This is a genomic window from Tepidibacillus infernus (assembly GCF_048898065.1).
GTDB classification, from domain to species: Bacteria; Bacillota; Bacilli; order Tepidibacillales; family Tepidibacillaceae; genus Tepidibacillus_B; species Tepidibacillus_B infernus.
Genome location: NZ_JBLWFI010000097.1, coordinates 1 through 227 on the forward strand (window position 1 = coordinate 1; position 227 = coordinate 227).

Here is a 227-nt window from a genome sequence, read left to right on the forward strand (position 1 = left end):
GGTAGCTTGCGCCACCTTTCTAGTTCATCTCATGCGAGATGTTCTCTTATCTGGTATTAGCTCCGGTTTCCCGGGGTTATCCCAGTCTTACAGGCAGGTTGCCCACGTGTTACTCACCCGTCCGCCACTCCAGAAGTCAGAGATCGGAAATCGGAAGTCGGATTGATTGTTCAATCAAATGATGCCATTGCTTCTTTGCGATGCTTGCATCTGACTTCTGACCTCTG

1 rRNA gene is annotated in these 227 nt (G+C 49.8%); it reads right to left on the reverse strand.

Annotated elements, in window-relative coordinates:
- A 16S ribosomal RNA gene (locus TEPIDINF_RS15160) occupies positions 1 to 217 on the reverse strand; the annotation flags it as partial.
- Between the last annotated feature and the right edge of the window lie 10 nt (positions 218 to 227).